General features: G+C 66.8%; 27 protein-coding genes and 2 pseudogenes. 15 read left to right on the top strand and 14 right to left on the bottom strand.

The annotated features are described in order from the left end of the window. Positions 1–159: 159 nt before the first annotated feature. Entirely contained in the window at positions 160–1,899 is a 1,740-nt protein-coding gene (locus HY68_RS38185) for a pyruvate dehydrogenase (protein ID WP_042002152.1), read from the bottom strand. A gap of 157 nt (positions 1,900–2,056) precedes the next feature. Beyond that, positions 2,057–3,046: a pirin family protein gene (locus HY68_RS38180; RefSeq protein ID WP_042002149.1), complete on the bottom strand. Its 990-nt coding sequence runs from the start codon at positions 3,044–3,046 to the stop codon at positions 2,057–2,059. Between the two features lie 122 nt (positions 3,047–3,168). Here HY68_RS38180 and HY68_RS38175 point away from each other — a divergent pair, with 122 nt between their 5' ends. After that, a complete protein-coding gene (locus HY68_RS38175; RefSeq protein WP_042002145.1) occupies positions 3,169–3,657 on the top strand; it encodes a carboxymuconolactone decarboxylase family protein in 489 nt (162 codons plus the stop codon). A 249-nt stretch (positions 3,658–3,906) separates the two neighbouring features. On the opposite strand, the gene HY68_RS38170 is transcribed toward HY68_RS38175, so the two are convergent. Beyond that, the gene (locus HY68_RS38170; protein ID WP_042002142.1) at positions 3,907–4,659 is read right to left on the bottom strand and encodes an SDR family oxidoreductase; all 753 of its coding nucleotides are present in this window, start codon (positions 4,657–4,659) and stop codon (positions 3,907–3,909) included. Positions 4,660–4,771: 112 nt separating this feature from the next. On the opposite strand from HY68_RS38170, the gene HY68_RS38165 reads away from it, so the two are divergent. Further along, complete coding sequence (locus HY68_RS38165; protein ID WP_241778925.1) at positions 4,772–5,731, top strand: AraC family transcriptional regulator; 960 nt, start codon at positions 4,772–4,774, stop codon at positions 5,729–5,731. Between the two features lie 132 nt (positions 5,732–5,863). Here the strand turns inward: HY68_RS38165 and HY68_RS38160 are convergent, their stop codons facing one another. Continuing rightward, the gene (locus tag HY68_RS38160; protein ID WP_042002139.1) at positions 5,864–6,763 is read right to left on the bottom strand and encodes an NmrA/HSCARG family protein; all 900 of its coding nucleotides are present in this window, start codon (positions 6,761–6,763) and stop codon (positions 5,864–5,866) included. A gap of 110 nt (positions 6,764–6,873) precedes the next feature. On the opposite strand from HY68_RS38160, the gene HY68_RS38155 reads away from it, so the two are divergent. Beyond that, a complete protein-coding gene (locus HY68_RS38155) occupies positions 6,874–7,236 on the top strand; it encodes a MerR family transcriptional regulator (protein WP_042002135.1) in 363 nt (120 codons plus the stop codon). 53 nt (positions 7,237–7,289) lie between these two features. On the opposite strand, the gene HY68_RS38150 is transcribed toward HY68_RS38155, so the two are convergent. Further along, positions 7,290–8,204 (bottom strand): alpha/beta hydrolase, encoded by a 915-nt coding sequence (locus HY68_RS38150; protein WP_042002132.1) that lies wholly within the window; start codon positions 8,202–8,204, stop codon positions 7,290–7,292. 42 nt (positions 8,205–8,246) lie between these two features. Between HY68_RS38150 and HY68_RS41580 the strand changes: the two genes are divergently transcribed. Then, a complete protein-coding gene (locus tag HY68_RS41580) occupies positions 8,247–8,660 on the top strand; it encodes a MarR family transcriptional regulator (RefSeq protein WP_078864216.1) in 414 nt (137 codons plus the stop codon). Here HY68_RS41580 and HY68_RS38145 read toward each other — a convergent pair. From HY68_RS38145 to HY68_RS38135, 3 genes are all read right to left on the bottom strand, one after another. Then, positions 8,611–9,531 (bottom strand): NADP-dependent oxidoreductase, encoded by a 921-nt coding sequence (locus HY68_RS38145; RefSeq protein ID WP_042002129.1) that lies wholly within the window; start codon positions 9,529–9,531, stop codon positions 8,611–8,613. The genes HY68_RS41580 and HY68_RS38145 overlap by 50 nt on opposite strands. 180 nt (positions 9,532–9,711) lie before the next feature. After that, a complete protein-coding gene (locus tag HY68_RS38140; RefSeq protein ID WP_042002126.1) occupies positions 9,712–9,978 on the bottom strand; it encodes a (4Fe-4S)-binding protein in 267 nt (88 codons plus the stop codon). A gap of 31 nt (positions 9,979–10,009) precedes the next feature. Next, positions 10,010–10,318: a GNAT family N-acetyltransferase gene (locus tag HY68_RS38135; protein WP_042002123.1), complete on the bottom strand. Its 309-nt coding sequence runs from the start codon at positions 10,316–10,318 to the stop codon at positions 10,010–10,012. Between the two features lie 384 nt (positions 10,319–10,702). On the opposite strand from HY68_RS38135, the gene HY68_RS38130 reads away from it, so the two are divergent. Further along, positions 10,703–11,506 (top strand): nuclear transport factor 2 family protein, encoded by an 804-nt coding sequence (locus HY68_RS38130; RefSeq protein WP_042002118.1) that lies wholly within the window; start codon positions 10,703–10,705, stop codon positions 11,504–11,506. 121 nt (positions 11,507–11,627) lie between these two features. Here the strand turns inward: HY68_RS38130 and HY68_RS40230 are convergent, their stop codons facing one another. The 4 genes from HY68_RS40230 to HY68_RS38110 all read right to left on the bottom strand — a co-directional run bounded on the left by HY68_RS40230 (position 11,628) and on the right by HY68_RS38110 (position 15,420). Beyond that, positions 11,628–12,491, bottom strand: a complete 864-nt coding sequence (locus HY68_RS40230; RefSeq protein WP_078864214.1) for a helix-turn-helix transcriptional regulator — start codon at positions 12,489–12,491, stop codon at positions 11,628–11,630. Positions 12,492–12,683: 192 nt separating this feature from the next. Further along, positions 12,684–13,850, bottom strand: a complete 1,167-nt coding sequence (locus HY68_RS38120; RefSeq protein ID WP_277816800.1) for an amino acid ABC transporter substrate-binding protein — start codon at positions 13,848–13,850, stop codon at positions 12,684–12,686. A gap of 28 nt (positions 13,851–13,878) precedes the next feature. Continuing rightward, entirely contained in the window at positions 13,879–14,535 is a 657-nt protein-coding gene (locus HY68_RS38115; RefSeq protein ID WP_042002111.1) for a hydrolase, read from the bottom strand. 255 nt (positions 14,536–14,790) lie between these two features. After that, positions 14,791–15,420, bottom strand: coding sequence for a GNAT family N-acetyltransferase (locus tag HY68_RS38110; RefSeq protein WP_241778924.1), 630 nt, complete (start codon positions 15,418–15,420; stop codon positions 14,791–14,793). A 549-nt stretch (positions 15,421–15,969) separates the two neighbouring features. On the opposite strand from HY68_RS38110, the gene HY68_RS38105 reads away from it, so the two are divergent. The 8 genes and pseudogenes from HY68_RS38105 to HY68_RS45975 all read left to right on the top strand — a co-directional run. Beyond that, positions 15,970–17,382: an alpha/beta hydrolase gene (locus tag HY68_RS38105; RefSeq protein WP_042002104.1), complete on the top strand. Its 1,413-nt coding sequence runs from the start codon at positions 15,970–15,972 to the stop codon at positions 17,380–17,382. A gap of 286 nt (positions 17,383–17,668) precedes the next feature. Continuing rightward, entirely contained in the window at positions 17,669–18,499 is an 831-nt protein-coding gene (gene ubiA, locus HY68_RS40225) for a 4-hydroxybenzoate octaprenyltransferase (RefSeq protein WP_078864213.1), read from the top strand. Between the two features lie 249 nt (positions 18,500–18,748). Beyond that, the gene (locus HY68_RS38095) at positions 18,749–19,303 is read left to right on the top strand and encodes a GNAT family N-acetyltransferase (protein WP_198533557.1); all 555 of its coding nucleotides are present in this window, start codon (positions 18,749–18,751) and stop codon (positions 19,301–19,303) included. Between the two features lie 173 nt (positions 19,304–19,476). Next, positions 19,477–19,618 (top strand): annotated as a pseudogene (locus HY68_RS45980) (IS5/IS1182 family transposase); the annotation flags it as partial. A gap of 195 nt (positions 19,619–19,813) precedes the next feature. After that, the gene (locus tag HY68_RS38090) at positions 19,814–20,176 is read left to right on the top strand and encodes a MarR family transcriptional regulator (protein ID WP_042002100.1); all 363 of its coding nucleotides are present in this window, start codon (positions 19,814–19,816) and stop codon (positions 20,174–20,176) included. A 40-nt stretch (positions 20,177–20,216) separates the two neighbouring features. After that, positions 20,217–21,605 carry an MFS transporter gene (locus HY68_RS38085; RefSeq protein WP_241778921.1) on the top strand — a complete coding sequence of 463 codons (1,389 nt, stop codon included), beginning with the start codon at positions 20,217–20,219 and terminating at the stop codon, positions 21,603–21,605. A 22-nt stretch (positions 21,606–21,627) separates the two neighbouring features. Then, positions 21,628–21,921: a DUF1330 domain-containing protein gene (locus HY68_RS38080; RefSeq protein WP_042002097.1), complete on the top strand. Its 294-nt coding sequence runs from the start codon at positions 21,628–21,630 to the stop codon at positions 21,919–21,921. Positions 21,922–22,329: 408 nt separating this feature from the next. Next, positions 22,330–22,590 (top strand): annotated as a pseudogene (locus HY68_RS45975) (NADP-dependent phosphogluconate dehydrogenase); the annotation flags it as partial. 272 nt (positions 22,591–22,862) lie between these two features. Here the strand turns inward: HY68_RS45975 and HY68_RS38075 are convergent. Beyond that, the gene (locus HY68_RS38075) at positions 22,863–23,294 is read right to left on the bottom strand and encodes a nuclear transport factor 2 family protein (protein ID WP_042002094.1); all 432 of its coding nucleotides are present in this window, start codon (positions 23,292–23,294) and stop codon (positions 22,863–22,865) included. After that, positions 23,291–23,611 (bottom strand): hypothetical protein, encoded by a 321-nt coding sequence (locus HY68_RS44595; protein ID WP_107070304.1) that lies wholly within the window; start codon positions 23,609–23,611, stop codon positions 23,291–23,293. The genes HY68_RS38075 and HY68_RS44595 overlap by 4 nt, the downstream gene beginning before the upstream one ends. 326 nt (positions 23,612–23,937) lie before the next feature. On the opposite strand from HY68_RS44595, the gene HY68_RS46160 reads away from it, so the two are divergent. Next, positions 23,938–24,306 (top strand): hypothetical protein, encoded by a 369-nt coding sequence (locus HY68_RS46160; RefSeq protein ID WP_277816799.1) that lies wholly within the window; start codon positions 23,938–23,940, stop codon positions 24,304–24,306. Positions 24,307–24,318: 12 nt separating this feature from the next. Continuing rightward, a complete protein-coding gene (locus HY68_RS45970) occupies positions 24,319–24,789 on the top strand; it encodes a hypothetical protein (protein ID WP_241778920.1) in 471 nt (156 codons plus the stop codon). Positions 24,790–24,901 lie beyond the last annotated feature (112 nt).

Here is a 24,901-nt window from a genome sequence, read left to right as displayed (position 1 = left end):
GAGCAGCGGCTGCGAGCCGCTGCTCCGCGGCGTTCTTCGCCGCCAGGCCGAGTGCCGGGGGAGGGCGGGTATCGACATGGTCGAAGCCGCGGCGCCGGTGTGGCCGGCGGCTTCCCGGCCGGGACACGGAACTGGCCTTCACCGAAGAGAGCGACAGCCTCAGAGGCGCGGAACATTACGCAGGTTGGAACGGGCCAAGTCGAGCATCTTGCCGACGCCACCGTCGAGCACTGTCCGGCCTGCGGCGAAGGCGAATCCCTTGACCTGGGCGACCGAGATGTGCGGAGGGATCGACAGGGCGTTGGGGTCGGTCACCAGGTCGACCAGGAACGGTCCGTCATGGGCGAGTGCCCGCTTGAGTCCGTCAGCGACGTCACCGGGGTCCTCTACGCGGATCGCCTCGATGCCCGCGCCGCGGGCTATCGCCGCATAGTCCACCGGCCCGTGGTCGGTCTCGTGCTCAGGCAGCCCCTCGACCAGCATCTCCAACTTCACCATGCCCAGGGAGGAGTTGTTGAAGACGATCGTCTTCACCGGCAGTTCGTGCAGCTTCACTGTGAGCAGCTCGCCCATGAGCATGCCCAGTCCACCGTCACCCGACATCGAGATCACCTGGCGGCCCGGGTACGCGAACTGCGCGCCGATGGCGTGCGGCAGCGCGTTGGCCATCGTGCCGTGCAGGAACGAACCGATCACTCGGCGCCGCCCGTTGGGAGTCAGGTAGCGCGCCGCCCAGACGTTGGACATGCCTGTGTCCACCGTGAACACCGCGTCCTCAGAAGCGAGTTCGTCCAGTACGGAGGCCGCGTACTCCGGGTGAATCGGGGTGTGGCGCCCCACGTCGTGTGTATAGGCGGACACCACCGTCTCCAGGGACTTGGCGTGCTTGTGCAGCATCCGGTCAAGGTAGGTGCGGTCCCGTTTCGCCTTGACCAGGGGCAGCACGGCCCGCAGCGTCTCCCGGACGTCACCATGGACCCCGAGTTCCAGAAGAGTGGGACGGCCGAGGCGGCCGGCGTCGTGGTCGATCTGTACGGTTCGCGCCTGTGGCAGGAAGTCGTTGTACGGGAAGTCGGTGCCGAGCAAGACGACCAGGTCGGCGTCGTGCATCGCGTCGAAGCAGGCGCCGTACCCCAGCAGCCCGCTCATGCCCACGTCGTAGGGGTTGTCGAACTGGATCCACTCCTTGCCCCGCAGAGTGTGCCCGACGGGAGCTGCAGCCTTCTCGGCGAGCGCCATCACCTCGGCGTGCGCGTCCCGTACCCCCGCGCCGCAGAACAGCATCACCTTCCGTGCCGCGTTCAGCTTGTCGGCCAGTCCCCGAATCTGTGTGTCCGGCGCGACGACCCGGCCGCGTTCAGTGACCAGGTCGCTGCTTCCCGTCGGGTGAGTCGCTTCACCGTGCGCGACATCGCCAGGCACCACCAGGACTGACACCGCGCTGTTGCCGAGAGCCCGCTGCATGGCGATCCGCAGGATCCGGGGCATCTGCGCGGGGGAGCTGATCATCTCGCAGTAGTCGCTGCATTCGGTGAACAGCCGTTCCGGGTGGGTCTCCTGGAAGAAGCCGGTGCCGATCTGGTGCGACGGTATGTGCGAGGCGAGTGCGAGTACGGGGGCACCAGAGCGGTGCGCGTCGTACAGTCCCTGGATCAGATGTGTGTTCCCGGGGCCACAGCTCCCGGCGCACACCGCGAGCTTGCCGGTCAGCTGCGCCTCGGCTGCTGCGGCGAAGGCGGCGGCCTCTTCGTTCCGTACGTGCACCCACTCGATGCCGTCGGTACGGCGCACCGCGTCAACGACCGAGTTCAGGCTGTCACCCACCACGCCGTAGATCCGCTCCACGCCTGCTTGGCGCAGGATGTCCACCATCTGCTGGGCCACAGTCAGATTCTGCATTTCCGGACGTCTCCCCTCGGGCCGCACACCTGGCCCATGTGACTTCGACGGTTCCAATATAGTTGATGCATCCACTTCGGATGAGTGGGCACCAAGGGGCCCCGTCGCTCGTCCGCCCGAACTCCAGGACGGCGGACCGTGAAGGTCGTTGGTGAGGTCAGCGGGGTGGCGGGTTCCGGCGCGGTGTGATGACGGCGTTCGGCAGGGCCGGTGCGGAAAGGCGGCCGCCGGGGAAGTCCTCGATGACGCCGAAACGCTCGGACGAGGCTTCCCAGTCCTCGCGGGCTTTCACGATGTCTTCGTGACTTCGGCCGATGAAGTTCCACCACATGACGATCTCTTCGCCGAAGGGGGGACCTCCAAGGAGGACGGTCCGCGCAGGGGCGTCCGTCTCGTTGGCCATCGTCAGGGTCTCCGCGCCGCGAGGAACGTAGCCGAGTTCAGTAGGCCGCAGCACAGTGTCGATCAGGCGAATGGGCCCGCTGTCCACAAGGAGGCCGTGCTCGAAAGCCTCGTCCACCGTGAGAGTCAGCGTCGCGTGCGGTTCGAGGACGATCTCGGCGCCGAGTAGCGGTGTGAAGGACCGGACCGGAGAGGTCCGGCCGACGAGTGAGCCCAGAAAGACCTTGATGCCGGCGCCGTCCACCTCCACGGGTTCGGGCGCGTAGTGCTGGAAATCCCGGGCGGTGCTGCGGTGTTCCTCAGGCAGCGCGACCCACAACTGGACGCCGTGGATGACAGTGGCGTTCGGGGTGGAGACCTCCGAGTGGGCGATGCCATGTCCGCCGGTCATGAGATTCATCTCGCCGGGCCGGATCAGGGCGTGGGTGCCGAGGGTGTCGCGATGCTCGATCTCCCCACTGAACAGCCAACTCACCGTCTGTAGTCCGGTGTGTGGATGTGGCGGCAGGTTCATGCCGGCTGACGCGGCGACCTGGTGGGGGCCGTAGTGGTCGGTGAAGCACCAGGCGCCGATGAGTGTGCGCTCCCGCTGAGGCAGCGTCCGCCGCACACGCATCGCACGCGGACCGCCGAGGGGAACCTCGCGCGCCGACAGGACGTCGACCCGGGGGCTTCCGGTCGGTCGGTCACCTTCGACGAGGGCACCGCAGCGGACAGCGGCGGCATCTGTCTCCGCGTTGCTCACTGAGCACACCTCCGTCAGGATCTGGTTGAGGCGTCAACTATGATGCCATGGAGGCAGGCCGATGGCCACAGCACCCGTACGAGACCGGGCCACCCCCGAGCGTGGTCCGAAGGAGCCCCGACGTGAACAACTACCTCCACGATGCCCCACCCCGTAGGGTCTTCATCGACAAACAGAGCCCCAAGGCTTTCCACGCGTTGGTGCAGGTCTCGGAGGCGGTCCGGGCAACGGCCTCCGAGGCCGGCCTCGACCGCACCACCGTGGAACTGATCAACCTCCGCATATCGCAAATCAACGGCTGCGCCTACTGCCTCGATGTGCACACCGCGGCGGCCCTGCGCGCCGGTGAATCATCGCGGCGACTCGGAATCCTCAGCGCATGGCGGGACACCGGCCTGTTCACTGCCTCCGAGCGTGCCGCCCTCGCGCTGGCCGAGGCCACCACCGATCCGGCGAACGCCGCGTCCCAGACAGCCGCTTACGAGACCGCCCGGCAGGTTCTCACCGAAGACCAGATCTCAGCCGCGATCTGGGTGGCGGTCACCATCAACGCGTTCAATCGCGTGTCGATCATGAGCAAGCACCCGGTACTGCCGCTTCACGGCGACTAGAGCGCCTCTGCGCGTGAGTTCAACGGATGCCGGGGATCCCGCCGAGGGCGCATACGCGTTCGAGGACGCCGTCGTCGAGGCGTCGCTCAGAAGTGGCACGCATGGTCGTGCCGTTCGGGAGTGCGGTGGAACGACGCTCCCGAACGACCTGTCTCTCGCCCGACCGCGACCGGTGCCCCGTGGCCGGGGCGCCACGAACACAACGCCATCGCGGCAGGCCGGCCCCCGCACCAGCATGAACAAGCGCCACTAGATCTGGTTGGTGCCACCGTCGACGTAGATGTTCGCGCCGACGACGTAGCTGCTCTGTTCCGAGGCCAGGAAGGCCACGACTGCGGCGGCTTCCTCAGGCCGGCCCATGCGGCCCTTGGCCACGGTCGCTGCGACATTCTCCTTGACGGCCCGTGCGGTCTCCTCGTCGCCGAACGCGGCGGTGCCGCCGGGAGTTTCGATCCAGGCCGGCGAGATGGCGTTGACCCGGATGCCGCGACCCTTGAGCTCGTTGGACCACGTCCGGGCGAAGGAGCGAACGGCCGCCTTCGACGCCGCGTACGCGCCGAACGCCTCTACTCCTCGGTCGCCCGCCGTCGAACCGACCAGGACGATCGAGGCTCCGTCGTTGAGCAGTGGCAACGCCTTCTGCACGGTGAACAGCGTGCCTCGGACGTTGACCCCGAAGGTCTGGTCGAAATGCTCCTCGGTGGTTTGTTCCAGCGTCACGAACGAACCGATCGCCGCGTTCGCCACGAGCACGTCCAGACCCCTGCCCCGCGCCCGGACCGCCTCGTAGAGCCGGTCCAGGTCCTCCGGCTTCGCGATGTCGCCGACGACCGCGGTGGCCCGGTCCGCCCCGATGGTCTTGACGGCGGCCTCCAGCTCGGACTCCCGTCGGCCGGTGACGAACACGTACGCGCCCTCGTCCGCCAGCCGTACGGCAGCGGCCAGACCGATACCGGTGCTGCCTCCGGTGACCACCGACGTCTTGCCTTCCAGCTGTCCCATGGGGGTATCTCCATCACTCTCTCGATGCGGTGCCTTCGACATCGATACTGCGGGAGACCGGGGATACTATCCATGATGTAGAGTCCGGCATTCTTTATAGATCGTCCAGGAGGTGACGTCGGTGCTCGGCTTTCGCGATCCGGTGGCTGACGCGATCGGCCTGCTCCGGCCCCGCACCGTGATCGGGCCCACGCTCCGGGCCGGGGGAGAGTGGGCGCTGCGCTTCGACACGTTCCTGCACGTGCGGATCGGCGGGCTCGTACGCGGCACATGCTGGCTGATCCTCGAAGGGCACGACCCGGTGCTCCTGCGGGAGGGTGACACCTTCATGCTGGGCAACCCGCCCCCTTATGTGCTGGCCAGCACGCTCGACGCGAGCCCACGCCCTGCGGAGCCCGTGTGGACGGGTGCCGAGGACGGGTCCGTGCGGATCGGTTCGGAGTCCGAGGAAGACCTCTATCTGTGCGTCGGGCACATCGCGTTCGACGACGCGAACGCGACCCTCCTGACCGATCTTCTGCCGCCGCTCGTGATCGTCCGCGCGGCTGATCCTCACGGCACGCAGCTCGCGCAGCTGATCGATCTCCTGGCCATCGAGGTCGGGATCGCCGCGGCCGGCGGCCCACTGGTGCAGAATCACCTCGCGCAGATCCTGCTCGTGCACATGCTGCGTGCCCACGCCGCTCAGACAGACCGGCCCACGGGCTGGCTGGGCGCACTGAACGAGGACGGTATCGGTACCGCCCTACGTGCCGTGCACGCCGACGTGGCCCACTCCTGGAGCCTCAAGGAACTCGCCGAGCTCAGCCACATGTCGCGTTCCGCTTTCGCCCAGACCTTCAAGGCCCACGTCGGGGTCCCGCCGCTGGAATACCTGATCCAATGGCGCATGAGCCTCGCGCGCGACGCCCTCGCCCGCGACACGATGTCGATCTCCGAGCTGGCACGCTCCACGGGCTACCGGTCCGAGAGCGCGTTCAGTACGGCGTTCAGCCGCGTGGTCGGCTCATCGCCCGCACAGTTCCGGAACGAGTCACGACAGCCAGCGAGCCCGGCCACGAACAGAGAATGAAGGAGACATCCTGTGGTCTCGGCCAGGCCTGGTGGGGACGGCGTTTACCAGGAGTGTCCTCGCGGCGGAGCAGCCCGGCGGCCAAGAGTGAGTCGTCGCCGCTCAGTTGCTTCATCAGCATTGGGCGATGCCTCAGTCCGTGGAACGCAACGCCTCATCGAGGAGCGCCGCGCCAGGGCCCGCCAGCCAGCGGTCGAAGGACAGTAGGAAGGGAAACTCCGCGCGCAGCGCGTCGAGGTTCGCGTTTCCCGCCAGCCTGCCGTCGTCCACGAGGGCTGCCAACTTGGCGAGGACCTCGTCCTGTGCCATCAGTGTCGCCGGCAGGCGGCTGTAGGTGATCGTCCGGCCGGCAGCCTGGGTCAGATGCTCGGCGAGGGCATTGCCGGTGAGAGCGTCACCGGCGATCTCCACGGTGCGGCCGGCGTAGCGATCGGGCGAGCCGAAGACAGCGGCGACGATGCGGCCGATGTCGCGTACCGCGATGAACTGCATGGCCTGGTCGGGACGCATCAGGAAGGACAGGTGCCCCCCGTCGAGGCCCATTTCGGGGGTCACCAGGAGCTCCATGAACGTGGCCGGCCGAATGACGGTGCTGGCGATGTCCAGCTTCCGGACATGGGTCTCGATCCGGTTCTTGGTGTCGAGATGGTCGACGCCTGTTGTCGAGCCCGCAGTGACCGCGGAGCTGTAGACCAGGTGGTCGATGCCGGAGCGCTCGGCGATGTCGGCCACCGCCGTGCCGAAACGGACCTCGTCCTCGTTGGTCACGTCGGCACCGGCCTGCCCGGAGTTCGGCTGGACGCTGAAGACGCCATGGGCGCCGGAGAAGGCCGCCCGGAGCGACTCCGGATCGCTGAGGTCACCGCGGACGGGTTCGACGCCGGCGGCGGAGAGGGACCGGGCCCGGTGGTTGGACACGTCCCGCACGACCGCGCGCACGCTCCAGCCGTCGGCCCGCAGCGCCGCGGCGACCGATCCTCCCTGCTGCCCTGTGGCGCCAAGGACGACGACAGTCTTGTCGATGGTGGTCATAGGAGTGCTCCAGAGTGCGGAAGGGATGGCTCGCGCCGGTGTCCGCTACGCTAGAACCTGACGCGGACGTCAGGTGCAAGTCGGACGTCGAATTGAGTCAGGAGGCCGGGATGCGGATCGGGGAAGTCGCCGCTCAGGCGGGTGTCAGTGTCCGGGCGCTGCGCTACTACGAGCAGCAGGACTTGCTGCACTCCACTCGGAATTCCGGTGGTCAGCGCCAGTATCTGGCCGGTGCCGTCGAACGGGTCAGGCTGATCCAACAGCTCTACGCCGTGGGTTTGCCCAGCAGAACCGTCCGCGAGGTGCTGCCGTTCGCCGACACGCGTGAGGCGTCACCGGAACTGCTGAAGTTGCTCGCGGCCGAACGCGACCGCCTCGACCGGCAGATGACAGACCTGCAAGACGTACGCAACCGGCTCCACGAGTGCCTGACCGAGGCGCACAGCCATGACGGAACACGCAGCTCATCCTGAAGCAGGAGGGGCGTCGGCCTGACTGGGCGAGTGAGGTTCGCCGGTCTGGATGCCTACAGGTTGTTGACGTAGAAGTCGGCGAGCCGTTCGACGGCGGCGTCGACGTATTCGGGCTCGTCGTACATCTCGTAGTGGCCGGCGCCCTCGATCACCATGAGGTCGACCGGGTTGGGGGCCAGTTTCCACAGCTTCATGCCCGCCTCGTACTGGCCGGTGTTGCCGGTGCGGCCGGCGAGGATGACCTGCAGTGGCTGCGTCATGAGCTGGTCGACCAGGTGGAACGCGTCGTAGCCCAGCAGGAGAGAGTCGCTGCGCGACAGGCGGCGGTTGGTGGAGCTCTCGTGGCCGCCGCGCTCGGTGCGGTAGTAGGTGATGGCCTGGGTGGTGTCGATGTCGGTCATTCCGGCTGCCGCGGCGTCCTCCAGGGTGTCGGGCAGCCAGTTCACACGGGCCATCTCGCCGGAACGGACCTCTTCGATACGTGCGTCGGCAAGGGCGTCGAGTGCGGCGGCCGGGCCGTCGGACTGGAAGCTGCGGAACGAGGTGCCCATGTTGCCGGCAACGACGGTTCCGACCGCCTTGATGCGGTGGTCCGTGCGGGCGGTGTGCACGGCGTAGCCGCCGCCGGCGCAGATGCCGAGGACTCCGATGCGCTGCGGGTCGATGCGGGGGATCGTGGTCAGCGCATCGAGGGCGTAGGAGATGTCCTCACCGCGGCGGTAGGGGTCTTCGAGGTCGCGGGGCTCTCCTCCGCTCCGCCCTTGGTGGGCGGGATCGAAGACGAGCGCCGCGATGCCGTGGGCAGCGAGGCGCGACGCGTAGTTGGCGCCGATCTGCTCCTTCACGCTGCTGCCGGGCGTGGAGAGCACCACGGCGCGCAGCGGCGCGATGCTGTCGGCACTGTCGGGGAGGTAGAGGTCGGCCGCGAGCTCGATCGGTCCGCGCGGGATCGTGATGTGCTGAAGCATGAACAGCGCCCTTCGTGAGATCGTTGTTCCATAGCTGTGGAGATGAAGGAGTTCTTCGTCCTGGCGGAGGTGACCGCGTCTCCGTACCCGGCCGAGATCGCGGCGGCACTGCTGCTGCCCAAAGCGAGCGTGACGCTCTACGTCCGCAACCTCGTAGCCAAGGGACTCATCCGGCGCGAGATCGACGACGCGGACCTCCGGCGTCACCGCCTCGCCCTAACTCCCGCCGGCGAGCAGGCACGAGACCGTGCGCTGGCGGCCCTGGCGGCGGAGTACGACCGCAGGCTGGCGAGGATCACCCCGCAGGACCGCACCGAGCTGCAAGCATCCTTCAGGAAATGCTCTCGCCCGCTCCGCACCCGTCGTAGGGCTGTGACGCCCGCTGATCGCGCGAAAGGCCGTGACCCTACGCCGGGAGTACGACGAGCTTGCCGCTCAGGTGCCCGGACTGGCTGACTGCCAGTGCCGCCGCAACCTCGTCGAGGCGGTAGGTACCCGCGATAGGCATCCGCAGCCGTCCCGCCTCGATCAGAGCGAGGATCTCACCGAGCGCTTCGGGACCCCCCGCTCCCGGCTCGGTCATGTGGATCTGGATTCCGGTGCTCGCGGCGTCGAAGGCTACGAGTGAGAGGACGCGGGTCGGACCGCCGGCCAGTTCGATCGAGTCCGGGATCTCACCGCGCCCGGAGGTGTCGAGGACCGCGTCGACTCCGTGGGGGGAGATGGCGCGTACGCGGTCGACCAGGCCCTTGCCGTAGGTGACCGGTTTCGCCCCGAAGGAGCGGAGCTGCTCATGGTTGCCTTCGCTCGCGGTGCCGATGACACGTGCACCGCGGGCGACGGCCAGCTGTACCGCGAACGTGCCCACGCCACCCGCTGCGCCATGGACCAGCAGAGTCTCACCCCTGGCGATCTTCAGCTTGTTGAGCACCTCCCAGGCGGTGATGCCCGTACCGGCCAGAGTCGCGGCAACCTCCCACGGGACGGAGGCCGGCTTGGCGACCAGGGCAGCGGGGTCGGCAAGCGCCGACTGGGCGTAGGAGGGTGTGATCGACGCCCCCAGTACCTCGTCACCGACACTGAAGGCGGTCACGCCCTCACCGACTTGGTCGACCACACCGGCTACGTCGGAGCCGAGGCCGCCCGGGAGGTCCACGGGCATCACCTGACGCATGAAGCCGTGCAGGATCTTCCAGTCGATCGGATTGACACCTGCGGCGCGCACGGCGAGCCGTACCTGCCCGGGGCCGGCGGTGAGCGGCGGAACATCGACGACGCGCAGCACATCAGGGGTGCCGTATTCGGAGAACTGCACTGCAAGGGACATTTGCTCGGCTCCAAGATCTTGGGTGTCACATGCGGGAAGAGGGCGCGGCCGTGTCACTGATCGCAGGACCCCGCGTGGTCGCAGTACGGCTGGCGACGCGTGTGCCGGCAGCCGCGCGGCGTGCCCCGGGTTTCGGCGCGTGCGCCTTGCGGCGTTTCCGCAAGCGCGCACTGAGCACGGTCAGCTGCGCGGTGGCGCTGCGTCTGACGGGGTTTGCGTCCCGCCCTCTACGAGTTCGTACTGGAGGGCGCCCGAGGGGCAGCGCCGAACCACCTTCGCCACGCGCTCGGCCGGTGCCTTGTCCGGTTGGATCCATGGGCGCTTTGCCGTGTCGAACACCTCGGGCAGGCCATGGACGCATTCGGCGGCGTGGCGGCAGCGCCCAGCCTCGAAGGTCACCGTGATCGCCTCCGTCCGGTATGCCTTCCGCTCGGATTCCCCGCTCATGCCTGTCTCCGTTCTTGCCGTGCTCGGCTTCTCAGTCACTGACCTTGCTTCGGGACTGGTACAGCAGGTCCTGGTACTCGGGGTGCCGGCTGATCCAGCCCGCGAAGAAGGGGCAGGTGGCCAGCACTCGGAGGTTCGCTTCGCGTGCCTCGTCAAGGGCTGTACGGGCCAGTGCGGACCCGATGCCCTTGCCCTCGTACTCCGGCTCGACCTCGGTGTGTACGAACGCGATGAGTTCCGTCGTGCGGATGTATTGCGCGACGCCCGCCACCTTGGACTCTCCATCGACACGGGCCTCGTAGCGCTTGGCTTCGGGGACGTCGCTCACTTCGACCGTCATGTGTCCTCCTCGTGGGGTCTGATCCCGCTCAACTCGGCAGAATCCCGTCAGTCAGGACATCAGCGTAACCCCATTAGGTTGATGTATCAACTTAACCCTCGGCGCGGTGTCGGCAGCGGATGGCGAGCAGGGAGTTGCGACACCGATTCGTCCTCCGGCATGGCGCCGCACGTCTCCCACTGCCGCAGAGCCCGACTCGCGGCCGTGCGGGTAGGAGCGCCACTCCTACCCGACGCGGCCCCCTTGCGGGCCAGGCTGGGGGGACCGCCGTCCCGTCGGCCAGGACGACATCCTTGCCTGCGGTGAGGCGGAGAAGAGAGAACGGGGTTCAACAGCGGGCGTTTCGCTGTTGCCTTGACGTCAGTAAGAAAGAGAGTCATTGCTATGCCCGAGCGTGTCCTTGAGGCGTTGCGCGACGCCATCAACTCGCATGATCCGAAGCAGGTGGCGGCATGCTTCACCGACGACTACGCGATGGAGCGCCCACTGCGGCCGCATGAGGCTTGGGTGGGCAACGACAAGGTCCTGCAGATGTGGACAGGCATGTTCGCCAGACTGCCCGACGTGCGTGCCGAGATCCTGCGCAGTGCTCGCGACGGCGAGGAGATCTGGTCGGAGTGGGAGATGCGCGGCACCAACCCGGCGAACGAGCCCACCCTGTTGCGCGGTCCTGCCATCGTCACGGAACGGGACGGCCTCATCAATTGGGCCCGGTTCTACCTCGATCCGGTCACCCATGCCGGCAGGACCAGCATCACCGTGTCCGAGGTGGTGGAAGCCGGTGCGGACGTTGTGTTCGAGTTGCTCACCGATCCGTCGCGGCATCGCGAGATCGATGCCAGCGGCACCATCCGTGGTCCTGAGTCCCAATCGGTCATCACCGGCGTCGGCGACGTGTTCGTCATGGGGATGCACAACGACATGTTCGGCGACTACACCACGGAGAACCACGTCGTGGTCTATGAACCCGGGCGGGCCGTCGGCTGGGCGCCCGGTCAGTCTGGTGACAGGCCGCTCGGGCAGCGTTTCGTGTGGCGTCTGGAGCCTCTGGGCGACAACCGTACGCAGGTCACGCAGACCTACGACTGGTCGGCGGTCACCCACGCGCCGGCTGTCGCGCACCTTCCGGTGCGTACCGAGGACGAACTCATCGGGTCGATTCGCCTCATCGGGCCCGCACTCGCTTGACGGTACGCATACCTTCAGACCGCGGGTCAGGTTTGTCGGCGTGGGGTGCTCAGCGGTTGGGGCGGAACGCCCCGCCGCTGCGCTCTCTCGCCCGATGTCGGCCGAGCGCCCCCTCGCGGAGTCAGGCGAGCTTCGCCACGGCTTCCGCCGCGGGCGCGTCGACCGGAGGAAAGATCAGCACGACGTTGTCCTCAGCTCCGGGAATGTTCAAGATCTGCTGCGTCAGACGGATTTCACCCACGCGCGGGTGCCGGACGGGCATCGACATCCCGAAATTCCGTCCCACCGTGTGGTCGGCCCACAGCCGTGAGAAGTCCTCACTCTCACGCGTCAACCGCTCGGCAAGGTCAGCCATCTTGACGTAGTGATCGACGAACATGCGCAGGCAGTTGACGGCCTTGACTGCCATCCCGTCCCAGTCCAGAAAGAAGTCCTTCGCCGCCGGCGAGCCGAAGACCATGTGCACGAGGTTGTCCCGTGGATGCAAGGACTCGAAGAGAGCGTCGGCCTGCTTGTTCGACGACACGATGTCCGTCGCGCTGGACAGCAGGGCCGGTACGTGGAGAGAGTCCAGCATGTGCTGGGTCTGCGCGAGGTGAGGGGGCGTTACCGGGCGCTGCTCCGGCTCGGCGAGCGACGCGAGTCGCAGCAGATGCTGAACCTCTTCGTCCTTCAGCGCAAGAGCCTGCCCGATCCCGACAGTGACCTTGTGCGAGGGATGACGCTCCCGTCCTTGCTCAAGTCTCGTGTAGTAGTCGGTGCTGATACCGGCAAGCACCGCGACTTCGTCCCTGCGCAGACCGGGCACCTGCCGGTGCCCGCCACCGACCAGCTCGTGCTGCTCAGGTAGGACTCGGGAGCGTCGGACGCTCAGATACTCGGCCAATGGTCCCTTGCCCGGGTGCGATGTCCGCGGTGTCACAACCCATCCCGTGATCGTCGCTGCATCAGCAATCACATACGTGCGATTGTTGTGTGCGGTCATTTGTAGCAACTTCTGTTGCCCACCTGCACGCTACGCTCCGACGTGCGACGGCCAACGACGAGACCACCCCCGGCCTCCGGAGACGTCGAGGACCACGTCGACTGCCTTCAGAAGATGGCCCGCCCTCGGGCCGACGAACGGGCCACCGGAACCTACGGCGGCCCGTTCTCTCAAGGCTGCGATTCGCCTCCCTCACTCGGCGGTGAGAGCTTCCGCGTACGGGAAGATGAGCTCGCCGGAAGAAGATTCCGGTGGGGATACGACGATCTGCCTCGACCCGTTCCGGAATTGACCGACCTCATGGTCGGAAATTCCCTGGAACTGGACCTGCAGCACGCGCGGTTGCGACCACTCTCCCTTGGTCCCGAACCTGACATCGCCCATGACGGTCGGGAACGTCGCCTCGCGCGCGTAGGCCGAGAGGCTCGCGTCGTCGAGACCGCCTGTCGCTTCAACGGATTGAGCGACCACCTGCATCTGCGCATAGGCGAGTGGAGCCATGTAGTGCCCCAAGAGGTCGACACCGGCTTCGGCGGCCTGTTCCTGGTAGGTGTTCAGCAAGTCCTGAACGCCCGGGAACATCATCTTCGGCACCGGTGCCCAGTACTCGTAGTTCACGAAACCGTTGAGCAGTGGGCCCAGCTTCGTTCTCACCGCGGTGTTCTGCGGTCCGATCATGGCACCGCCGACCATCTTCGGCCGGAAGTGATGGGAACGGATGGTGCGCGCCAGGCCAACCGAGTCGTCCAAGTAGGAACACAGGAACAACAGGTCGCTGCCGCTCTGGGCGACCGCATCGATCACGGGAGTAAAATCCTCGGTCGACAGCGGATACGTGGCTTCGTGGACCACCTGTATGCCGTATTTCTCAGCGTTCACCTTGGCGCCGAGAACGGGATTGCGCGAGAACTCGGCGTCGGCAGACACGAGCGCCACGGTCTGTGGCCGGGGAGTCTGCTCCGCGGCGAGCGCGAAGAACCCCTCCGTGAGCGCGGTGTTCGGATCCGGGCCGGTGGGGATCATGGCGAAGTAGTTCGGATAGCGGAGCTCGTTGTTGACACCGAGGCCCATCAGTCCGACGAAGAATCGCTCGCGTTCGACCATCAACGGCATGGCCGGCAGTAGGGTGTTGGTGCCGTATCCACCGATGACGAGATCCACGTCGTGCTCGTCCATCAACCGCTCGTAGATTCCTGGAACGTTGTCGGCGTCACCTTGGTCGTCGTAGCGGACGAACTCGACAGGACGACCGAGAAGTCCGCCTCGGCTGTTGACGTCCTGGCGCCAGATTTCATGGGCCGTACGGGCCGACCGGCTGTTGTCCGCGAGGGAACCGTTCAAAGACAGGCAGTACCCGATACGGATCGGCGTCCGGGCGGCGGCGATGTCAGGCCTCGCTCACGGTGTGCGTGGCCAGGAGTTGCATCTCCCAGGTGAAGGCCACACCGCTGCCACCGCCGTGCTGCGCCTGGACGTCGGCGACACCCGGCACGGTCTTCTCGCGGGCCCAGTCGCGCTGCCACTCGCCCAGCACTGCCATCCAGGTGATCGGGGCCACACCGGCCTGGACCATGCGCTGCACCGCCATGTCGTGGGCTTCCTTCGAGGCGCCGCCCGACGCGTCGGTAACGGCGAACACCTCGAAGCCTTCGTCGGCTGCCTGTATCGCCGGCATGGCCACACAGATCTCTGTCCAGAGGCCGGCGATGATCAGCTTCTTGCGGCCGGTCGCCTTGACGGCGTCCACGACGCGCTCGTCCTGCCAGGTGTTGATGAAGGTTCTGTTGATCGGCTTCTGCTCCGGGAACACGTCCTGGAGGCCCTGGAGGAGAAGGCCGCCGCGGTCCTCCAGAACGGTCGTCAGTATGGTCGGGACGTCGAACACCTTGGCGGCTTTGGCGAGCCCGACGACGTTGTTGATGACCATCGTCGGCTCGTGGCTGTGCAGGTTGGCGAACTGGAACGGCTGGTGGTCGATGAGGACGAGCACGCTCTCCTCGGGCGTCAGCAGCGCGCCGAGTCCGGCCTTGTTCCCAGTACTCAAGAGATTCCCCTTCTGGAATTTTGCGTCCGCAGGTCTCCGGCAGCTCGCCGACATCTCATGCCCCACTCAGGCAGATGCGGGCTGGCCGGGCCGGGGCCCTACCATTTGGTTGATGCATCACCTACGTTAGGTGCCGCTGATTGACGCGTCAACCGACCTTGATCTCTTGGGTGTTCAGAGTGAGCTTCCCGGGGAGGTTCCCGGTCGGCGGCCTCGTGATCGTGCCCCTGGGAGGCGCGTGGCGTGCTGCTGCGCCTATGAGGGAGCCGTGATCACCGTCAGAGATTCTTCGGTGCGGAAACCGGCCGATTCGTACACAGGCTCGCCCGTTTCACTTGCGTAGAGGTAGGCAGTGGTGGCATCGGCGCGAAAGCCCGCTCGCACCATCTCCGTCGTGATGGCCAGTCCGTATCCGCGCCGCCGGTAGGGCGGGAGCGTGGTGATGTTGAAGATGCCCGTCAGGTCGTTGGAGATGGCAGTCATGCCTGTTCCTACTGGTAGACCGTCCAGCTCTGCCAGATAGAACTCCATCCCTTCTATCCTTGCCAGAGCCGGTTCGGCCAAGACGTGGAACATCTCATGTGGCGTCTCAAAGCCCTCTGCGACGGTCCTGGCGTACAGATCGAGCTCGTCGGCCGCCACGGCCCGTACGCGGAAGGAGTCAATCGAGGGCTCCGCCGGAAGCCCCTGCTCGGGCCGTCTCAGCATGAGGGGACTCGGGTTGAATTGGGTCAGGCCGTAGCTTGCCGCCACCTTGGTGACGAGTCGTCCAGGCACCCCACGGACCTGAATTCCCCAGGGAAGCTCCCACGGGCTCTCAGAGGCCGCCAGCGAAGCTATCTCCTGCGGGTTGGGAGCGAGGGTGGGGCTGATGATGCCGTTCATCGAGGCAATAGGCGCTCCTGATATTGCGAGCAAGGCCCCCTCCGGTCCTCGTCGGGTGCGTCCTGTGGTGGCGGCGCTCATCGCCTCGCTTGCGGCTGCGTACGCGGATACGACGCGATGCAGGGAGTCATTTGTCTGATTCACGGGGCACGTCCTTCAGGCTGTTCCGGTAGATGGGTCGGGGCGGCGCGTCCCCCGGCAGGCCCCGGCGCGGTGAGTGGTCGTCCAGTTGACGCATCAACCGCGAATGTTAATGTAGGTGATACGTCAACTGCTTATCGGGCGGGTCGTCTGCTGTGCTCCGTCGAACATCGTCGTGGCTCCTTGGAGACCCGCGACCGGCAGTGACCCTCAAGCGACCCACCCGGAGGCGATGATTCAGTGTCGGAACGACCAGAAGACCCAGAGGGCAGGAGCGGGTCGCCGACTGCTGACACGGGCCACCCGTCGAGCGCACCTTCGCATCCTCGTGTCCATCGGGGACGGAAACGGCCGCACAGGAAGGGCCTGGCTTTCACTCTCGCCATCGCCGCGGTCGCGGTGACCGCGATGGCAGGCGCTTTTGCGGCGACGGGGGACACGCCTGAGGACACAGCGGCATCTCTGAAGTGGGGCTCGTGCCCGAAGGGAGCCGCCGCGCCGCGTCTGGAGTGTGCAACCCTGCAAGTCCCTCTGGACTACGGCAAGCCCGACGGCCGCCAGATCGAGATCGCGGTCTCCCGATTGGCCAGTGAGAAGCCCGACAAGCGTCGGGGGGTGTTGTTCACCAATCCGGGAGGCCCCGGCGCGGAAGGGCTCATCTATCCCGCCGCTCTCGCAGCCTTGGGAATGCCCAAGGACGTGGTCGACTCCTACGACTTGATCGGCTTCGATCCCCGGGGCGCGGGTCACAGCTCGCCGGTGAGCTGCGATCTGACTCCGCAGCAGCAGGAGCGGGGCGCGTTTCCGGCGTACGCCCACACGTCCGCGGACGTCACCCGGGAGGCGAAGTACGCGCGTACCATCGCTCAGCAGTGTGCCGGCTCGGACAGCGCGTGGATGCTGCCGCACACCACCACGGCGAACACGGCGCGGGACATGGACCGGATCAGGGCGGCACTGGGCGAGAGCAAGATCTCCTACCTCGGGGCTTCGTACGGCACCTCGCTCGGCGCGGTCTACGCGACACTCTTCCCGACGCACGGTGACCGGATCGTACTCGACAGCAACTTGGGGCCCCGAGGCTACGACGCCGGCGCCTTTCGGCTGGTCGCCAGAGGAATGGAAGAGCGTTTCCCGGAATTCGCGGCCTTCGTGGCCGGCCATCCTGAATACGGGCTGGGCACCACGCCCCGGCAGGTGACGGCCGAGTTCTTCGAACTCGCCAAGCGGCTGGACGAGAAGCCGGTCGGTGGTGTCGACGGGTCGATGTTCCGCGGCAGGACACTCGACGGCCTCTACGCCGACTCGCTCATGCCGGACGTCGCGAAGACCTGGCAGTCACTCGACAAGGGCGAATCGATACCACCGGCCGCGCCGGCGAACGCGGCAAACTCTATGGCCGCCCGGCTCTACGTCATCTGCGCGGACACACGCTGGCCCACCAAAATCGGGGAGTACCAGCGTGACGTGGCAGTGGACCGGCTGCTGTATCCGAAGCTGGGCGGTTCCACGGCGAACGTCGGGCCCTGCGCCTTCTGGCCGCACAAGGACTTCGAACAGCCGGTGAAGGTCGGCAGCCGCGGGCCCTCGAACATCCTCCTCGTGCAGAACGAGCGTGATCCTGGAACCCCGCTGGTCGGCGCCAAGAAGCTGCGCTGGGCGCTGGGCCAGCGGGCCACGATGGTGACCGCGGACGAGGGCGGCCACGGCGTCTACCCGTTCGGCCGCAACACGTGCGCGAACAACGCCGTCACCACCTTCCTGACCACCGGAGGGCGCCCCGTTTCCGACAAGACCTGTGCCGCTGAGCCGGTCACATAGCGGACACACGTGAGTGACGTCGTCGTCGTACGGACCTGGCCACACGGGAGCTGGGTCCGTATGGCGCGCGCCCGTTGAGCCGCGTCGACACCCGTGCCGGGCTGGCTGCCTGAGTTGCGTCGACCAATTTCCGCTATTCCCAGCCATTCCTGTGAAATGAAACTGGATCGCATTGCAACCCACGACGGTAGAAAAACCTTATGTACGGCCGCTTTTTCTGCCGCCGCCCTCCGGCACCGTTGCTTCCGCCATAGTGTCGCGTCTGCCCTCCGACGTGCAGCCCTATATGAGACTCATGCGCCTGCCGGCGCCGATCGGGACCTGGCTCTACCTGCTGCCTGGCTGGTGGGGCCTGTGCCTGGCGTCCAAGGGCCTGCCGGACTTGAAATCGCTCGTGTTATTCGGAGTTGCTGCGATCCTCATGCGCGGCTCAGGTTGCACACTGAATGACATAGTGGACCGGAAGATCGACGCCGGGGTCAGTCGTACTGCTTCACGGCCGATTCCTTCCGGGGAAGTCGGCGTCCCCGCCGCCGTTGTGTTCACGGCTGTTCAAGCTGTCGTGTCACTTGCTGTCCTGTGGTGGGCGAGTGAAGCCGCCGCCGTTATCGTAGCGCTCTGCTGTCCGGCCTTCATCGTGTACCCGTTCATGAAGCGGGTCACGCATCTTCCCCAGGGCTGGTTGGGCTTCTGCTGCAACACTCTCGTATTTGCAGGATGGGCGACTGTCACAGGGGGAATCGGAGCACCTGCTGTACTCATGTGGGTTGGGGTGGGCTTCTGGACTCTGGGCTACGACACCATCTACGGCCACCAGGACAAGGAAGACGACCGCCGAATCGGAATGAAGTCGAGTTCGTTGTTCTTCGGCACGTCGACACGTACGTGGGTGAGCGTCTTTTACGTCGCGGCTCTTGCGGCCCTGTGCGCCGCAGGCATGGACGCCGACTCCCATTGGCCCTTCTACGTCCTCCTGGGAGCAGCTGCCGTACACCTGATCTGGCAGTTGGCCACGTTGGACATCGACGACCCGGAACGGTGTCGGCTCCTGTTTGTGTCGAACCGTGTGACGGGTGTCCTTGTCCTCCTTGCGACCGTTCTCGGGCACTGGGGGTGACCCGGCATCTGTCCTGTATGCCGCGGTGCCTGCCCCTCTCGCTGGCTCAATTGCGATCGGCGGGCTTTCGGCGTCAGATTGGTTGATTAACCAATCGGGGCGCTGGAGCGATATCGTCGACACGTCAACCACTGGCTTCACGATGGTGTGGCCGCAGAGCTAGGGATGGGGCTCGTAGCGAAACGACAGGATGTCGCAGCGGGAATGCCTTGGTTCTGAACAGTTCGATGAACGAAAGAGTGAAAATTTATGACTACATCCCCCTCCATAGATATCGAGATCCTGCCGCCGGAGACCAGTTATGACGCGGTTCTGATGACTCAAATAGCCGACCTGGTAAACCGAGTCTACGCGGCTTCCGAAAGCGGGCAGTGGCTTCCAGGCGCAACGCGAACAACTGTGGGAGAGATTGTCGAATTCACACGGGCCGGGGAGATCATCGTGGCTAGGATCGGCGGACTCCTCGCCGGGTCCATTCGTGTACAGCTGCTTAGCCCGGAGAAAGGGGAATCGGGAATGCTGGTCTCCGACCCCGACTGCCGGAACGTGGGGATCGGACGTGAGCTGCGACGCTTCGTAGTAGATATGCTGCGAAAGCGGGGTGTCAAGACCCTGCAAATCGAGCTCCTGGTCCCTCGCGGCTGGGACCAGGCATCTAAACGGTTTATGGCGGAGTGGAACGAGAGGTCGGGCTACCAAGTGGTCCGCAAGGGGGCCTTCGAGGAGCAGTATCCCGACCTCGCGCCTTTGCTTGCCACCCCGTGCGATTTCATTATATACGAGAAAAATTTACAGAATTCCTGAAAGGAAAGATGGTCAGAAGGGCGACCACGCAATCGGCTGGCCCGCTGACAAGCTCCCCGTGGTCGTCCCGTTGGTGCGGTTTTCCCTGACCGCCGTCCGGGCCGGGAAGTGACTCCCGGCCCGACAGTGGTCTGTTGGGGGGCCATGGTCTCGTCTTCATGTCACGGGTGTTGGTCGACTCCAGCCACGTGCGAGCCGTAAATAGGGGAGCCAGACGAGACCAGGTCCGACCGAGGTCGAGCCGGATCGAATCAGCGCCTGATCGCCGACGGACGCGGCACGCCGCTCGCGGTGATTCGCGCGGGCGGCAACCGCCAGTGCGGGAGGCAGCCCGGGGCAGTCACGGTCCGGCCGTTGGCGAGGTGTTCGCACCGAATCCATAAACTATGAATATAAAAATGCTATGCTTCGGGCATGAGTCGTCAAGACAACGCTCCCGGCGCGTCCGCCGCCATCGGGGCAGCCCTCTACGGCCTGGCCACCAGGGCCGCGAGGCGCCTGCCCCGGGACATGAGCCTGACGTCGGCCGCCACCCTGGCCACCCTGGACCGGACCGGCCCGCGACGCATCACCGATCTGGCCGCGGTCGAGGGCGTCACCCAGCCCGCGATGACGACTCTGGTCCGGGTGATGGAGGAGTCCGGCCTGGTCGAGCGGCGGGGCGACGCGTCCGACAAGCGGGTCACGCTGGTGTTCCTGACCGAGGCCGGCGCCTCCTACGTCCGTACGCGGCGTCAGGCGGGCGTCCACGCGTTCGAGCGGCTGATCGGCGAGCTCACCGGCGACGAGGTCGAGGCGCTGGTGGCGGCCCTTCCGGCGCTGAGGCATCTGACGGAGCTCGAAAGCCAGGACCGCGATGGGTTGAAGCAGTGACCGGCAGCCGGTCGGCGGGGTCGTGGTGAGGGCGTTGCCGGTGGCGCGTTCCGAGGCGCGGCTGCTGGTCCCCGCCCTGACGTTCATCGCTCTGGTCGTGGCGGCGGTCGCCAGCCTCGGGACGCCGCTCATCACCAGCGTGGCGACCTCGTTCCACGTCTCGCTCGGCAGCGCGCAGTGGACGCTGACGGTCGCGCTGCTCAGCGGCGCCGTCGCTACGCCGGTCCTGGGCCGGCTCGGAGCCGGCCCGCACCGGCGGGCCACGATCCTCGCCACGCTGGCGATCGTCGTCTCCGGCAGCGCGCTGACCGTGCTGCCGTTGCCGTTCGCGTGGCTGCTGGCCGGCAGGGCGGTCCAAGGCGTCGGGCTCGGGCTGACGGCGTTGATGATGGGCGTGGCCCGGGACCACCTCCCCGAGGAGCGCAGTACGGCCGTGATCGCGCTGATCTCGGTGGTTTCGATCATCGGGGCCGGCGTCGGCTACCCGCTGGCCGCACTGCTCGCCGAGTTCGGCGGGGTACGGGCCGCCTACGGTCTTGGCCTCGTCGTCACCGTCGCCGCCCTCGTGACTGCTTGGCGCTCCATGCCCGAAGCCCCCCAAGGCCGCTCCGCCCACGTGGATGTGGCGGGCGCGGTCGTCCTGGCCGCTGCGCTGCTCCTGGTGCTGTTCCTGGCCGGTGAACCGAATCTATGGAGCCGGCACCTCGCCGTGGCGGCGGGCCTCGCCGTCGTCGCGGTGGTGCTGCTCTGCGTCTGGGCCGTCATCGAGCTGCGCAGCACGACGCCTCTGGTTGATGTGCGGGCGTTGCGGCATCCGGCGGTCGCCGGGGCGAACCTCGCCATGTTCGTCGGCGGGATCGGTATGTACCTCCTGCTCACGCTCATCACCCGGTACGCGCAGACGCCGCACGGCGCCGGCTACGGCTTCGGACTGACGACCTTCGTCGCCGGGCTGGTCCTCATCCCTTTCTCGGTGCTGGGGTTCGTCGCCGGTAAGTTCACGCCGCGGGTCCGGACGCGGATCGCCGACCCCCTGCTCCTGGCCGGCAGCGCCGTCGTGGTCGGCTGCGGGTTCGCCCTGTTCGCGGCGGCCCGGTCGGACCTGGCCGAACTGTTCGCGGCGATGGGCGTGCTCGGCTTCGGCGTCGGCGGCTTCTCGGCCGCGATGCCCGGCGTCATCCTGGCCGTCACTCCCAAGAGCGAGACGTCGAGCGCCATGAGCTTCAATTACGTCGTCCGCAGCGTCGGATACTCCCTGGGCAGTGCCATCGGCGGCCTGATCCTCGCCGCGGGCACCGGCCCCGGTCACCTCTTCCCCGACGACAGGGCCTACACCACCGCGGCGGTGGTCGGCATCGGCGCCATGGCGATCACGACGCTGGCAAGCCTTGCTCTCTGGCGCCGACGCCCGTCCGAGACCAACCCGTAAGTTCAGATGCACTGGAGGTTCCATGCCCAAGGGCTACTGGGTCAGCGCCTACCGCACCATTTCAGACGCTGAAAAGCTGGCTGCTTACAACAAGTTGGCCGGTCCGGCCGTCGAGGCCGGGGGCGGTCGGATCCTCGCCCGTGGCAGTCGGGTCGTGGCGCATGACGCCGGAATCGCCGAGCGCACCGTCCTGATCGAGTTCGACAGCTTCGAGCAGGCCGTAGCGGCGCACGAGAGTGCGGCCTACCAGGAGGCGCTGGTCGTTCTCTCCGACGGCGTCGAGCGCGACTTCCGCATCGTCGAAGGCATCGAATGACCGAGGTCCGGTCGGATCCTCACTGACCATCCACCATCTTGGTTTTCGCTGGGACGGCAGCTGGTGTGGCGGGGTTCGTGGGTGGTCGTGCCGGCCATGGGCGGCTGTCTTGATCGTCTGTCAGCGGTCGAGTTCGAGGCTCGTCAGGACGGGCAGGGCGCGAGCGGGTTGGTGGCGCCGACGGGGTCGCACCTTGCCGAGCCGCGAGGCCCGCATCGCTGACGCGGCACTTTCGCAGCGGTTGGCCCTTGGCGCTCACGTCCTCGTCACCGACGACGAAGGCCATGCCTCGGAGCTGCCGGGGGAGTGGTGTCGTGAGCCCAGGAGTTGCGGCTTCTTACTCTGTCTCCCCGGCGAGTTGTGACGCCCTTCGGGCACGCAGCGCGACCTGCGGAGCCTGTTGTCCGCCAACGGTTCGCCGAGGAGATCGGCGCGGTGTGGGACGGCTGGCACGCGGTCGTCATGGCCACGTGCGGCAGGGCGCCCGACGCCGGGCTTCGCCGCTGTGCTGTGGTGCGAGGACGCGCTGCGCACCGAGCGGCTCCCGGCCGGGCTTCGCCGCGGGTCAGCGCGACTTCTTCGGCGCCGCACACGTACACGCGCACCGACCGGGAGGGCTCGTTCCACACGCTGTGGGGCGGTGACCGTTCCGAGGTCTCAACCGGCTGACCAGATTTTCGCCAGCATCTGGCAGCGAGGCTCTGGGCCGACTCTGGGCCCTAGGAGCCCTGGCATCGAGCGGCACGGCTTCGGTCGCAACGGGTCTGCTTTTCTAGTGGACGCGTAAGGGACCTCACCGTCCGCGTTGAAATGCCGGGCCTGCCATCGGGCGGTGGCGGCGAACGGCCCGGGCCTCTCCTCGATCATGGCCACTGCCCGCCCCCGCGCGTCCTCCATCGCCGAGCAAGGACGTGCCGCACCCGGCGCGAGCGGAGGTTCGGCTACTGGTTCGCCGGGTCCGGCGCGAGCCCGTCGGCGACCAGGCCGGCGAGGACGGCCTCGCCCAGCGCGTGCACCGCCGACTGCGGGCGGACCATCACCGTGAACTCCTTGATCTGCCCGGCCTCGTCGAAGTGGAGCAGGTCGATGCCGTGGACCTGCCGACCGTTCACGGTGGCCCGGAAGATCAGGACCGCCGAGGGGGCCTCGCTCCCGTCGCCGCCGGTCTCGGCTGCGCCGTCGAGACGGCCCACGTAGCGGAAGTCCTCGAAGGTGCGCAGCAGCACCCCGAACAGGCCCATCACCGCGGCCTTGCCATCGAACGGCTTGAAGGAGACCGGGCTGTGGAGCCGGATGTCGTCGGTGAGGAGGTCGCCGAGGGCGTCGAGGTCGCGACTGTCGACGGCGGCACGGAAGCGGTCCGCGGTGGTCATGGCTGCTCCTGGATAGTCGCAAAGGCTGGGAAGGGCCGAGACGGGTGATGGGTGGGGTGCTGGTCGCGGTGGATCTCATGGCTAATGGTGGAGGGGCTGCGGCTCAGTTTCGGCGGCGGTACGCAGGGAGGCCCGTTCCCGCAGGAGAACAGCAGACCGTCAGCGTCGGGAGTGCCCGTCACGTCGAACAGCCGCCGGCCGAATCGGAGGAAGGCATGCCGGATGTTTTGCGTGACCAGATCGAACGCCTGCCAACCTGGCCCGTGTTCGTCCTCAAGCAGTCCCACAGCCTCGTCCGGCGTCGGTCTCCGCGTCACGCCCGTCCTCCTTGTCCACTGCAGCCGGGGTCAGCGTACTGACCCCGGCGAAGCTTCCCGGTCACAGCACTAGGCACTGCTTCTCGGATCATGTTCTGAGCCAGATGGCGCCGGCTGCGAGTGAGCCGGCGCCGAGGTGGATGTATGCCGTTTCTCGTAGCGGGTGGCGACGGCGCGCTGGGAGATCCGCGACGATATCCCCCGGCACCTTCATCACACTCGGTTAGCCGTCGACTGCTGGCGACGGCTGAGGATCTCGCTCTGATTCCAGGCCAACGTAAGGTGGCGTCCCATGCGCGAACTCGCGACGGGCGCAAGGAGGCGGAATGCTCGCTGGCTCGTCGGTGCTGGCTGCCGGAAGGCGTCATTCTGTCGGACGGCGCTGGGACGGAACCGTTCTCGCCGCGGGCAATACCGCAGCTGCGGAGTGTCGTGTCGAGAGATGGGAAGACGTCGTCGGGTTGGCAGCCGGCAACGTCCATACCGCGACGAACACGGGCAGGTCTCATACGGTGGGACTCCGGTCGGACGGCACGGTGCTGGCAACGGGGTGGAATGGCGATGGGCAATGTGATGTCATCGGATGGCGAGGCGTCACGGTCGTGGCCGCAGGCTGGCGCCACACGCTCGGACTACTCGCGAACGGCCGCGTGCTAGCAGTTGGCCGCAGTTCAGAAGGGCAGTGCGACGTGTAGCTCTGGCGAGAGATGGTCGTCCTCTCGTGTGGCGACTGGCACTCGGTCGGCGTTCGGTCGGACGGTTCTGCACTGGCCGCGGGGAACAACCGACGACGGCAGTGCGCCGTGGAAGGGTGGAGTGACCTAGCTGCCATCTCGGCCGGGTATCTCCATACCGTCGGCCTCAAAGCCGACGGGCGGGCAGTAGCGACCGGAGACCGGACAACCGGGTCGTGCGAGGTCGATGAGTGGGAAGACGTGGTGGCGCTCAGTGCGGGCAGCTACCACACCGTCGGGGTCACTGCGTTCGGACAGGCCCTCGCGACGGGAGACAACAGCTACGGGCAGTGCGAAGTCGGGGATTGGCACGACATTGTTGCTGTGGCGGCCGGTTCAACGCACACCCTTGGCCTGCGGGCCAACGGCACAGTCGTGACCACAGGCAACAATGCCGACGGACAGTGTGAAGTCGATGACTGGTCCGGAGTCCAGCTTCCATGAGCCTCCGGGCCGCGCCAGCGCGATCTGACGCGCCGTCACCCCCTAGCTCAGACACCTCATTCTGATTCCCGTCCTTACTAGGGAGTGTTTCTTGGATCATGTTCGGAGCCAG

This window comes from Streptomyces sp. AcH 505 (assembly GCF_000818175.1).
GTDB lineage: Bacteria > Actinomycetota > Actinomycetes > Streptomycetales > Streptomycetaceae > Streptomyces.
This window is presented reverse-complemented; position numbering and strand designations above follow the sequence as displayed.

Coding starts and splice junctions, on each gene's coding strand:
- HY68_RS38185 (WP_042002152.1), bottom strand. CDS start 1,899: ATGCAGAATCTGACTGTGGCCCAGCAGATGGTGGACATCCTGCGCCAA.
- HY68_RS38170 (WP_042002142.1), bottom strand. CDS start 4,659: ATGGGACAGCTGGAAGGCAAGACGTCGGTGGTCACCGGAGGCAGCACC.
- HY68_RS38160 (WP_042002139.1), bottom strand. CDS start 6,763: ATGACCACCATCGACAAGACTGTCGTCGTCCTTGGCGCCACAGGGCAG.
- HY68_RS38155 (WP_042002135.1), top strand. CDS start 6,874: ATGCGGATCGGGGAAGTCGCCGCTCAGGCGGGTGTCAGTGTCCGGGCG.
- HY68_RS38150 (WP_042002132.1), bottom strand. CDS start 8,204: ATGCTTCAGCACATCACGATCCCGCGCGGACCGATCGAGCTCGCGGCC.
- HY68_RS41580 (WP_078864216.1), top strand. CDS start 8,247: ATGAAGGAGTTCTTCGTCCTGGCGGAGGTGACCGCGTCTCCGTACCCG.
- HY68_RS38145 (WP_042002129.1), bottom strand. CDS start 9,531: ATGTCCCTTGCAGTGCAGTTCTCCGAATACGGCACCCCTGATGTGCTG.
- HY68_RS38140 (WP_042002126.1), bottom strand. CDS start 9,978: ATGAGCGGGGAATCCGAGCGGAAGGCATACCGGACGGAGGCGATCACG.
- HY68_RS38135 (WP_042002123.1), bottom strand. CDS start 10,318: ATGACGGTCGAAGTGAGCGACGTCCCCGAAGCCAAGCGCTACGAGGCC.
- HY68_RS38130 (WP_042002118.1), top strand. CDS start 10,703: ATGCCCGAGCGTGTCCTTGAGGCGTTGCGCGACGCCATCAACTCGCAT.
- HY68_RS40230 (WP_078864214.1), bottom strand. CDS start 12,491: ATGACCGCACACAACAATCGCACGTATGTGATTGCTGATGCAGCGACG.
- HY68_RS38110 (WP_241778924.1), bottom strand. CDS start 15,420: ATGAACGGCATCATCAGCCCCACCCTCGCTCCCAACCCGCAGGAGATA.
- HY68_RS38105 (WP_042002104.1), top strand. CDS start 15,970: ATGGCAGGCGCTTTTGCGGCGACGGGGGACACGCCTGAGGACACAGCG.
- ubiA (WP_078864213.1), top strand. CDS start 17,669: ATGAGACTCATGCGCCTGCCGGCGCCGATCGGGACCTGGCTCTACCTG.
- HY68_RS38095 (WP_198533557.1), top strand. CDS start 18,749: ATGACTACATCCCCCTCCATAGATATCGAGATCCTGCCGCCGGAGACC.
- HY68_RS38090 (WP_042002100.1), top strand. CDS start 19,814: ATGAGCCTGACGTCGGCCGCCACCCTGGCCACCCTGGACCGGACCGGC.
- HY68_RS38080 (WP_042002097.1), top strand. CDS start 21,628: ATGCCCAAGGGCTACTGGGTCAGCGCCTACCGCACCATTTCAGACGCT.
- HY68_RS38075 (WP_042002094.1), bottom strand. CDS start 23,294: ATGACCACCGCGGACCGCTTCCGTGCCGCCGTCGACAGTCGCGACCTC.
- HY68_RS46160 (WP_277816799.1), top strand. CDS start 23,938: ATGCTCGCTGGCTCGTCGGTGCTGGCTGCCGGAAGGCGTCATTCTGTC.
- HY68_RS45970 (WP_241778920.1), top strand. CDS start 24,319: ATGGTCGTCCTCTCGTGTGGCGACTGGCACTCGGTCGGCGTTCGGTCG.